The following is a 10,996-nucleotide window of genomic DNA, read 5'->3' as shown; positions in this document are numbered from 1 at the left end:
TGGACGTACCTCTGGTGTTCCGGTTGTCACGCCCGTGGCATCGCCGGGTAGCTACGTACGGAAGGGATAAGCGCTGAAAGCATCTAAGCGCGAAGCCCACCTCAAGATGAGATCTCGCTTGCTCTTAAAGAGCTCTTAAGGGTCGTCCGAGACGAGGACGTTGATAGGCCAGATGTGTAAGTGCGGCGACGCATTCAGCTTACTGGTACTAATTGCCCGTGAGACTTGGTCATATAACGCTCAAGCGCTCTTGCGCAACCGCGTTGCAGTGTTCGATTGCACGAATTGTTTGCCAGTTTGCCTGGCGGCCATAGCGAGTGGGCACCACCCGACCCCATTCCGAACTCGGAAGTGAAACCGCTCAGCGCCGATGGTAGTGTGGGGCTTCCCCATGCGAGAGTAGGTCACCGCCAGGCTTATACTAAAAAGCCCCGACATCCGTCGGGGCTTTTTTTATGCCCGCAATTTATGGCAGCGCCTCTCCCGTGACTGCCGGCGCCGGCGGCGTGCCGGCCAGTACGCGGTAGCTGACCCCAGCCGCCAACGCACCCAATGCCGGCGCCAACCAAAACAGCCAGAGCTGACTCAGCGCCAGCCCGCCCATCAGCAACGCCGGGCCGGTGCTGCGGGCTGGGTTTGGCTATCAATATGACACGCTAGACAGTGTTGTTCGGCAATGACAGGCAGTGATTACTGCACCGCTCGGGGTATTTTCGCTCGACTCGCTACGCCTGCAGGTCGACAGAGTGTTCCCCATCGTCGCCTATAAGCGATGGCCTATGACCATATCGACGCTATGTCGGCTCTTGCCGACGATAGAACAAGACCCTCATAAGGCGGGAGGACAGGGCCGCGCACATCCGACGGGTCAGTAAAGGCCATGCTGCTAGCCGTATCGCGGCGAACCAGGTTCTTGGGTACTCAACAAGGCCGGACGACCGTCGCCTAGGATAGGCTTACACGGCGCCGATTGCGTCGGTGGTGACGAAAAGGATATGCCGCATCAGGCAGGCAGATTGGGCGGGGTCGCGACGAATAGGCCATGCTCGTCGCTTTAAAAAGCCCGGCCGTAGAGGCCGGGCTGTCGTACTGCATTTTTTACTGCTTGCCGCTCGGGTAGGGATGGTTGATCGCGTCGCGATCGGGGCGATGAAAGATCAGCGTGAGTACTACCGAGGAGGCAGCTAATGCCGCCAACAAGAAGAAGGCATAGGCAAACCCGCCCTGGTTGCCGACCACCCAGCCAGTGATGGCGGGGGCAAGAAAGCCGGCAATGGCAAATCCGAAGTCCATGATGCCCAGCGCAGTGGCCGAGCGGTCCGGGGCGATATCGACGTTGGTTGCGTAATACGAAGCGTTCGCCCCCATCGAAGCCGCCAGGGCGATCGTGATAAGCACTAGCGACACCGTCAGACTGGAAGAAAAGGCAACCGGGACCACGGCCACGGCCGCAATGGCCTGGGTGCCGGCGATCAGATAACTCCGGGCCGGACGAAGCCGGTGGGTGCGCTTGAGGATCGTGTCCGAGAGGTGGCCCAGTACGAACAGAACCACCGACGCCGCGGCCCAGGGCACGACCGAAAACCAGCCCACGGCGGACACGCTCAGATCGAAGACCTTCTCCAGATAGCCCGGAAGCCAGGTCATGAAGAAGAACAGGAAATACCCGAATACGAAAAAGGCCCAGTAGTTGGCCAGCAGGGTCCGGTTGGTGAGCATGCGCCGCCAAGTGGTTTGGGTTGCCCCATCGGATTCGGCGGGCGTGACGCTCTCATCGGTTGTTGAGCCACCGCTATTGTCCTGTGCGTCGCCGTGCGAGCGAATCACGTCGAGCTCGGAGTCGTTGACGAACGACGACTGCTCTGGGCGATCACGAAATAAAAACCACCAGAGCGGCAACCAAATGAAGCTGATGACGGCCAGCGCGTAGAACATGCCGCGCCAGCCCAGCCAGGCAATTAGGCTGGATACGATCGGGGCACCAATGGCCAGCGATACGGGCACTGCCGTGAGCGAGTATCCCAGCGCCCGGGCGCGCTCGCGCGGTGAAAGCCAGCTGCTGATCGCCCCGGTCATGCCCGGGAACATTGGCCCTTCGGCTAGACCCAGGGCTGCTCGGGCCACCAATAGCAGGGCGAATCCCTGAACGAAGCCGGTGCCGCCAATCGACACGACCCAGAGGGCGACCGAGGCTGCGAGTACGATACGTGCACCGAACCGGTCGACCAGGATGCCACCGAGAAAGGTGGTCAGGGCATAGCCGATACCGAAGGCCCCCAACACCAGGCCGCGCTGGGTGTCGTCGATACCCAGGTCTTTGGCGATGGGACCAATCGCATAAGAAATTGCCGATCGGTCGACGTAGTTGATAATGATGATGGCGAACAGTAAAGCAACGACTACCCAGCGGTAGTGGCCGGGCTGTCCGGCCGTGTTGGGACGGGCTCCGGAACTCATGAGAACTCCTTGGTTGGCAACCTGGATCGGCGATACCTCTTGCGGCGATGGGGTTTAAAGCACGAAGAGCGGGTCTTATACCTGGGCACGATCCGGTCGCGGGTGTGTGGTCTTGGCGTCGCCGACTTTATCTCAGCCAAGGCGCTCACCGGTAAGGGTTATTGCGGGGCCTGGCCGCCGAGCATGCAGCCGGGGGCAGCGACCGGCGCGATACGCCCGGGATCGGTTGATGCTCGCTAGGAGTGTCGTTTGGGCGTCCGTCCATCAAGCTTGGCTGGGTGCAAGCGTTCGCGTCGTGCCGCCCCCAATCCGCAAGACCGGGCGGCCCGGGATCGTTCGCATAGGTCCCGAGAGGACCTGCTCTGTAGGGCCGATATTCAGCGCTATTGCAGGCGGGTCCAGAACGAACGGTGGCTGCGGTGCATGAACGGGCTTGTGGCACGACAAGCCCGTGCGGGTACGCGCTCACACCCAACCTCAACGGCGCTAGCCCCGATGTGTGGTCTTCGCGGCTGGGTGTTCGGCGGCCAGCAGCATATAGAAAGCCGGCACGACAAACAGCGTAAACAGGGTGCCGATCGCGAGGCCGGTTGAGATCACCAGGCCCATATTGAATCGGCCAGCTGCACCGGCACCGCTTGCGATGACCAGCGGAATCACGCCGAGTACCATCGCGGCCGTAGTCATCAAGATCGGACGTAGACGTACCGCTGCGGCGCGTTCAATAGCTTCGCGTTTGGATCGGCCGGCCCGTTGCAAGCTATTGGCAAACTGTACGATGAGAATACCGTGCTTGCTAATCAGGCCCATCAGCGTCACCAAACCGACTTCGGTGTAGATGTTCAGGCTGGTCAACAGGTTGACGAAGATCAGCGCGCCGAATAACGCCATCGGCACGGACACCAGGATCACGACCGGATCCCGCAGGCTATTGAACTGTGCCGCGAGTACCAGAAACACGATAATCACCGCGAATAACAAGGTGTTGGTGAATCCGCCGGACTCTTGCTCGAACTGGCGAGATGCCCCGGCATAGTCGACACCGTAATCGCCGCCCGGGGCGGCGGCTGTGACGGCGTCGCGCAGAAAAGCCAGGGCTTCGCCCTGTGACATGCCGGATACCCCGGAGATGGTGGCCGAATTGAGTTGTTGGAAATGGTTGAGGGACTGCGGCACCACTTCTTTCTTGAGCCGGGCTACGGTCGATGCTGGGATCATCGTGCCGTCCGAAGCCCGAATATAATAATCGAGCACCTGATGCGGGTTGAGGCGATCCACCTGGAGCACTTGCGGGATCACTCGGTAAGAGCGCCCGGAGATCGAAAAATAGTTCACGTAGTTGCCGCCCAGTGCCGCCGCCAATGAGGCACCGACATCGCGCTGGGTCAGGCCGAGCGCGCTGATCAGATCACGATTGAACAGAATTCGGATCTGCGGCTTGTCCAGTTTGAGGTCGGAGTCAACGTAATAGAAGCGGCCGCTGGCCTGGGCCTTTGATAGTACGGCCTGGGCGACCTCATACAGATTTTCGAAGGGTTCGGTGGTAGTGATTACGAGCTGGATCGGCAGTCCCGAAGTGCCGGGCAGGGGAGGGAACTGGAACGCCGCGATGCGAACCCCGGCGATCTCGTTCCAACGCGCCTGTAACACGGTCTGTAATGTATGAGCATTGCGGTTGCGTTGCTCCCACGGTTTGAACAAAACCCCACCAATGCCTTGGTTGACGGTGGGCGTGCCGGTAATCTGGAACATCTGCTCGTATTCCGGCAGGGTTTTGGCCTTGTCGAACATTTGCCGGGCATAGACATTCATCTGGTCGGCAGTGGCATCGGGGGCGCCGGTGATCTGGCCGATCACGACCCCTTGATCTTCCTCGGGCGCCAGCTCGGAACTGGCTGTCATGCCGAGGGCCACCGTGGCGACCAACAGCAGTCCGCCCATGACCACCGGTACGGCCCAGGTGTGCAGCGTTGCATGCAGCGTCCGCTCATAGGCCGAGCGCAGACGCTCGAAACCGCGGTCGATGAGAACGATCAGCCGGCCGCTGTCTTGTCCGCTGCGAAAGAACCGCGAACACATCATCGGTGACAGCGTCAGGGCCACGACGGCCGAGACGGTCACGGCCCCGGCCAAGGTAAAAGCGAATTCGGTGAATAAGGCCCCGGTCAGCCCCTGTTGCAGGCCGATCGGTACATATACCGCGATCAGCACGACCGTCATCGCCAGGATCGGTCCGCCCAGCTCACGGGCCGCGAGTAGAGCTGCTTCGAGCGGCGGCCGGCCTTCTTCGCGCATATGCCGGTCGACGTTTTCGACCACAATGATGGCATCGTCGACCACTAGCCCGATGGCCAGCACCAGCGCCAGCAGTGTCAGCAGATTGATCGAATAGCCGAGCGCCAACATCATGAAAAAAGTGCCGATCAACGACAGCGGGATCGCAACCACGGGGATCACCACCGCGCGCAGGCTGCCGAGAAAGACAAAGATCACCAGGGTCACGATCAACAAGGCTTCGCCGAGAGTCGTGATCACTTCGTGGATCGAGGCGTTCACGAAGGTCGTGGCATCATAGACGATCGCCCCGGTGATGCCGGTCGGCAGTTGCTGCTGAATGTTCGGAAACGCGCTGCGCACCCGAGTGGCGACATCCAGAATATTGGCGTCCGGCGCGACTTTGATGCCGATGAACACCGAGCGTTGGCCGCTGAAGGCGACGTTCACGTCGTAGTCTTCCGAGCCGAGCGTGACCCGGGCGATATCCTGCAGGCGTACGATCGCACCGCCGGCCTGCTTGACCGCCAACTGCTTGAATTGTTCGACCGTATGCAGGTCGCTGTCGGTTGTTAGATCGACTGTTACCGCCTGGCCCTTCGTGGTCCCGACCGCAGCCAGATAATTGTTCGCCGCCAGCGCAGTCCGTACGTCGCTGGGGGTGACGCCGTGGGCGGCCATACGCGCCGGATCCAACCAGGCGCGCAAGGCGAACTGACGGGCGCCCAGAATTTCGGCGGTTTGTACGCCCTCGACCGAATCCAGCTTGGGTTTGACCACCCGAGACAGATAATCCGTGATGTTGTTGGTCGGCAGCGTATCGCTGTAAAACCCCATATACATGGCGTCGACGGTCTCGCCGACCTGAATGGTCAAAGAGGGGATCTGGGTTTCTGGGGGCAGGCGGTTGCGTACCGAGTTGATTTGGGTATTGATCTCGTTCAGCGCCCGATTGGCGTCGTAGTTCAGCCGCAGTGTCGCGGTAATCGTGGACACCCCGGGCACGCTGCTCGACGACAGGTAATCGATACCCTGGGCCTGGGCGATGGCCTGTTCGAGCGGCTGGGTCACGAATCCGGCCACAGTCTGGGCATCGGCCCCGTAATACAGCGTGGTGATCGTTACCGTAGCGTTTTGGGTTTCCGGATACTGGCGCACGGTCAGCGTATTTAGGGCGCGCAGGCCCAGCACCAAAATCAGCAGGCTTACCACGATCGCCAGCACCGGCCGGTCGACGAACAGATCGGTGAACTTCATGGCAGATCCCGGCCGAGGACGAAGGGGCGCTGCGGCCCCTGGCCGCTCGGTGCCAAGTGCGTTCCGGTCGCCCGCGGCGGCGGGGCCGAAAACGCCGGGCTGCGGGCCATGATCAGCGCTCCTGCGGGCGCGGATGGGCCGCGTCGGCCGGCTGTACGCTGTTGTCGATCGTGATTTCGGCTCCGTTTTTGAGTTTGAGTTGCCCGCTGGTCACCACTTCGGCGCCGCGGTTGAGCCCGTGGGTCACTGCGATCTGATCGCCCCGGGTATCGCCGGTTGTGACCAGCGTTTGTTGTACTGTTGGCAAAGCAGGCTCGCCCTGTTCGTTATGCCGGTCTGTGCGCTGGACCACGAATACGGTATCCCCATAAGGGTTGTAGACGATCGCGGCCTGGGGCAGCGTCAGGTAGCGTTGCTGGGCGCCGACTTCGACCTGCACTTCGGCGAACATGCCGGGAAATAGCTTCTCGTTCGGATTCGGAATGCGAGCCTCGACGCGAATATTGCGCGTATCGGTATTTACCCGCGGCTCGATCGCGGTGATCTGGCCTGCGAACGATTGCCCCGTGAACGCGTCGATGGCCAGTCGTACCCGCTGGCCGATCGCAAGCCGGCCCAGTTCGCGCTGCGGCATATCGAAATCGATATACAGGGCGTCGAGCTGCTGGAGCGTGACCACAGGGGTACCGGCGGGTAGGTAATCCCCGGGGTTGATGGTAATGATTCCGGCCCGCCCGGCGAACGGGGCGCGCAGGTGTTTTTTGGCGATCAATGCCTGCTGCTCGGCGACCGCGGCCTGGCGTGAGGTCATATTCGATTCGGCGCTTTCGTAATCGGCAGTGCTGATCGCGTTCGCGGCGACCTGGCGACGGGCGCGGCGAAAATTCAGTGTCGCCAGATGCGCTGCGGCTTCGAGCTGATGCAGCTGTGCCACATCGTCGGCATCGTGCAGGCGTACCAGCAGCTGGCCTGCCGCGACCCGCTGCCCGGATTGCAGCGCTACGTTCTGTACCAAACCGGGCACATCAAATGCTAGATCTGCGCCGCGTACCGCACGCAGAGTGCCGACCGCGCTCAGGCGGGGTTGCCAGTTCTGATAGCGCACGGTCGTCGTGCTCACCGTGGCCGGGCTCGGCTTCGGCAGGCTGGCGATCGTGCGCATGACGAGCCAGACCTTGATGCCGGCAATCAACGCGATGAGTAATACGACCCCGCCGATCATCACGAGCATTCGCTTGGCGATACTAGGGCGGGCTTGGGAATCGGGAGTCATTGCCGGATGGCCCGGGATCGATTCGGCTTAATGCGCCGCCGGGCGACGGTGATCAGCCGGGCTCGGATCGCAAGAAGCATGGGGGATAACCGCAGCAACAGACCCAACAGAAGGCGTGGCCCCCGGCGCCTCGACCGCGCCCGGGGAACGGCCAGCCGGGGCTGAGCGCGCGCTACCGACGAGCCACGGATGGATCAAGCCGAGCCAGCAACAACCTGCGATGCGCAGACAAGACATCACAACGAACTCCTGCCGTGCCTATGGTGCAGCGGCACGGGAAGATAGCGCGATACGATCAAAAAAAGCCGGGGCAGCTCTTATTATCAAAATAAAGCACAACGACATGCGGTGGGCAATAAACCCGCGCTATACACTATGTCGTCCGCAATGGAATCAGCCAGCGCTGGATCGCATAGCCGATCGTTCGTGTGCGCCAGCGCCGACGACTGCCTCGTTCCGGATCAATCGGCGCCGACGTCAGCCCTCGAATGAGGTAACGATTTGTTTCCTAAGCCGAGGTTGGGGCACACCAAGACCGCCATGACGACGCCAAGCCTGTACAGGTGGTGCGCGCACGACGTGGGCGTTCGCCCCTCGAGTGCTGCACAGCGTGGCTGGCTGCGTATTCGTACGCCACGCTCCAAACTCGTAACGCCCAGGGTACCCGATGTTGATTCGGTAGGGCGGCCGAACCCGAACGGGCGAGCGCCGTACTGCGACGATCCAGCGTCATCGGTCGCGACGTTTGGCTGCCTCGCGTTGCGTGTCAACAAAGGCTTATACAGACTCGCGCCGACCATCCGCAGGCGCTGGTACGAACGGTCGGCGTTAAATTGGCACAATCCAGTCGCGATCGGTACCGTGAAGGCGTGAACGAGATTCCCGAGAAATTACGGCTGGGCAACCGCGACCGCCTGCCGGCCGAAATCGCTTTTCTGCGTGAGCGCTATCCATCGTCCGGCTGGACGGTCCATTCGAACTATGGCGAGCTTTCGGCCTTCTGGCTGAGCGTCCATGAGCGCTTGAAAGCGCAAGGCCATGCTTTGCAGCAGGCAATTCGTGAGTTTCGCGAAGGCGCCGAACAAGCGGCTGTTTTTCGTCAACGGTTCATGCCGCGCCTGGGCGAATATCTGCAACATGTCGAAGGCCACCACCAGATCGAGGATAGGCATTATTTTCCACGCTTTCGCCGTCTCGACAGACGCATGGTGGCGGGTTTCGAGTTACTCGAAAACGATCACGACATCATCCACGAGCGGCTAGTGGCCAGCGCCGACAGCGCGCGTGCGCTCATGGACGCCCTGGCACGCGACCGAGACAGTGCGCGCCGGGCAGCGGATGCTTTTGCGGCCCGCGCCGATCGCCTATTGATCCTGCTCGATCAACATCTGGACGACGAGGAAGATCTGGTGATCCCGGCGATGCTCGAACATGGTGAGCGGCCCTTGCGTTGAACAGGGTTTGCCGCTAGCGATTTGTCCCGGTTTTCGGCATGTTACAGGCGTATGAATAACCCACAGAATCTGTGGACAAGGCCGTGAACAACCGCGCCCATCGCCAGTAACCACGGGCTGCATGCGGCGCTGGTTAAATATTCACCAGTTTTGGGGCAGCCGCGATCAGCAGCCGTTCCGGGCCGGTACTGATGCGCGCAACCCAGCGTAGCAATACGTCGGATCGCGCTTTTTTTTACGCACAATAGACGGTTCGTGATTGGCTTTGAACGGCTCGACTCGGGCCCCGAACTCACTTGGCAATGGTATGCGCAGTCTCTGGAATATGACGCTCGGCGCGTTTCGCGACGATATCGAATCCCGCTCTATGCCGGGCTGCGGTGCTGCTGCGGCGAGTTCGGCAGCCAATGGCCTGGCTTTGGTCTTGAAAGGATTACGGCTGTCAGCAGATGACGAGACAGCGGCTTCTCGCGATCGCCTGATTGAGCAGGCCGATGTCTGTGTTGATGCCTTGGCCGGCTATGCCGATGAAGACGTGGCGGCCTTTCAAGACTATCTCGCGGCACGCAAGGCTGCGAGCGATCCGGATCGCGATTCGGCGGTTGCCGAAGCCGGGCAGCGCATTACACAAGTCCCGGTGGATACCGCCCGTGCTTGCTTGGAGGGACTGGCGTTGAGCCGGCAGGCTATGGCGTATACAAAGCCCGCCTTGCAAAGCGACACCCGGGCCGGTGCCCAACTGCTGCATGCCGGGCTGAGCATGGTGCTGTTGAATGTGGATGCGAATACGGCCCAGCTCGATGACCCGCAGGCCAGCGATGCACTGCGACAAGAACGTCAGCGTTTGCAGGCAGACGCCGACCGCTACCTGGCGGCTCTCACGGCCTGAGCCAAGCGCTGGGTGCTCGGCTTTCCGGGCAGGCCCGCCACCGATGTATTGCCCCGTGTAGCGGATCGGTTGGGCCGATATACGGGGCGTAGCCCGCGGTGTTGCGGGCCGGGCACGCCCGGCCGCGGCACCGCTTACGAGCTTGCGAATTCGGCGTCATAGCCCTGATCTAGGGTGCGAGACAGATAGGGGCGTAGCAGCACGTAGAACGCCAGCCCAGCCGCAGTCAGTGCCAAACCGGCCCAGATCGCGGATGGGAAGCCGAAACCGGCGTGTACGGTCAGCCCACCGGCCGCGGCGCCGATCGCGTTGGCGATGTTGAATGCCGCCATATTGAGTGCGCCCATCAGGGTCGGGGCTTCCGGCGCGATCTTCATCATCTGCAGCGGAATGGTCGGCACCGCCACCATCAGGGTGAAGCCCATAGCAGGGAGCATGATCAACAGCATGGTCGGGACCGTAGCGGTCAGCGCCATGATTGCGAGCATAGCCAGCGTTGCCGTAAAGCCGATGAACAGGCCGCGAAAGCGATAGCGGTCGGCCAGGTTGCCGCCGACGATATTGCCCACGGCCATGCCGGTACCAATCAAGGCCAGTGCGATCGGGGTCATGAAAGCCGGAAGGCCGGCGGTTTCGGTGACCAAGGGGCCTACAAAGGTATACACCGCGAACAGACTGGCCACCACGATCGACGTGAACACCAGCATGCCCCAGATCGTGCCGCGGCGTAGTGCAGACAATTCCTGGCTGACCGAGCCGCCCTTGAAATCGCTGCGATGTGGCAGCCAGAACACAGTTGCTGCTGTGGCCAGTACTGCCAAGCCCGCCATGATGGCATAGGCCCCGCGCCAGCCCAGGGTTTGACCGATGAACGTGCCGACCGGGGCGCCGACGATGGTGGCCACTGTAATGCCGCCCATGACCAGGGCCACTGCCTTGCCGCCGCGATCGGCGCCGACGATCGCGGTCGCAACCACCGAAGCGGCGCCAAAATAGGCGCCCTGGGGCAGTCCGCTTAGAAAGCGTGCGATGACCAATAAGCCAAGACCGTTGGCCACAGACGTCAGCAGGTTGGCGGCGATCGCCAGAACCAGCAGGGCGATCAGCATCGTACGCTTGTTCATCCGCGCTGCGGCGATGGTGATCACGGGCGCTCCGGCCATCACGCCGAGGGCATAGGCCGTGATGGCATTGGATGCCTCGGCGGGGCTCAGGCCGAGCCCGTCGGCGAACAACGGCAGCAGGCCCATGCTGGCGAACTCGGAGGTCGAGATCACGAAACTGCCGAACGCCAGGGCGAACAGCGCCAGTAGAGTCTGTGAGTCAGTGGACGATGTCGACCGGAATGGCATAGCGATCCTTTTGACGGCGTGGTCGATCCGGGCGTTGGCA

At 61.6% G+C, this 10,996-nt stretch carries 6 protein-coding genes, 2 rRNA genes and 1 pseudogene (1 of these 9 only partly in view); 4 read left to right on the top strand and 5 right to left on the bottom strand.

Annotated elements, in window-relative coordinates; all coding sequences use genetic code 11:
• Both V5738_RS09880 and rrf read left to right on the top strand, forming a co-directional pair.
• Positions 1-233 (top strand): 23S ribosomal RNA (locus tag V5738_RS09880); it begins 2,664 nt to the left of the window's first position.
• A 67-nt stretch (positions 234-300) separates the two neighbouring features.
• Positions 301-416, top strand: a 5S ribosomal RNA gene (gene rrf / locus V5738_RS09875).
• A gap of 50 nt (positions 417-466) precedes the next feature.
• Here the strand turns inward: rrf and V5738_RS09870 are convergent.
• The 4 genes and pseudogenes from V5738_RS09870 to V5738_RS09855 form a co-directional block, all read right to left on the bottom strand.
• Positions 467-637 (bottom strand): annotated as a pseudogene (locus tag V5738_RS09870) (aquaporin); the annotation flags it as partial.
• Between the two features lie 461 nt (positions 638-1,098).
• Positions 1,099-2,457, bottom strand: a complete 1,359-nt coding sequence (locus V5738_RS09865) for an MFS transporter (protein ID WP_423820638.1) — start codon at positions 2,455-2,457, stop codon at positions 1,099-1,101.
• Positions 2,458-2,943: 486 nt separating this feature from the next.
• A complete protein-coding gene (locus V5738_RS09860) occupies positions 2,944-5,988 on the bottom strand; it encodes an efflux RND transporter permease subunit (protein ID WP_423820637.1) in 3,045 nt (1,014 codons plus the stop codon).
• 112 nt (positions 5,989-6,100) lie between these two features.
• On the bottom strand, positions 6,101-7,261 hold the full coding sequence (locus V5738_RS09855) for an efflux RND transporter periplasmic adaptor subunit (protein WP_423820636.1): 1,161 nt from the start codon (positions 7,259-7,261) through the stop codon (positions 6,101-6,103).
• A gap of 833 nt (positions 7,262-8,094) precedes the next feature.
• Between V5738_RS09855 and V5738_RS09850 the strand changes: the two genes are divergently transcribed.
• Complete coding sequence (locus V5738_RS09850; RefSeq protein ID WP_423820635.1) at positions 8,095-8,715, top strand: hemerythrin domain-containing protein; 621 nt, start codon at positions 8,095-8,097, stop codon at positions 8,713-8,715.
• 307 nt (positions 8,716-9,022) lie between these two features.
• Positions 9,023-9,604 (top strand): cyclodeaminase/cyclohydrolase family protein, encoded by a 582-nt coding sequence (locus V5738_RS09845; RefSeq protein ID WP_423820634.1) that lies wholly within the window; start codon positions 9,023-9,025, stop codon positions 9,602-9,604.
• 134 nt (positions 9,605-9,738) lie between these two features.
• Here the strand turns inward: V5738_RS09845 and V5738_RS09840 are convergent, their stop codons facing one another.
• Positions 9,739-10,956 carry an MFS transporter gene (locus V5738_RS09840; RefSeq protein WP_423820633.1) on the bottom strand — a complete coding sequence of 406 codons (1,218 nt, stop codon included), beginning with the start codon at positions 10,954-10,956 and terminating at the stop codon, positions 9,739-9,741.
• Positions 10,957-10,996: the final 40 nt, after the last annotated feature.

Origin of the sequence: Salinisphaera sp. SPP-AMP-43 (genome assembly GCF_049568105.1) — a bacterium.
GTDB lineage: Bacteria > Pseudomonadota > Gammaproteobacteria > Nevskiales > Salinisphaeraceae > Salinisphaera.
This window is presented reverse-complemented; position numbering and strand designations above follow the sequence as displayed.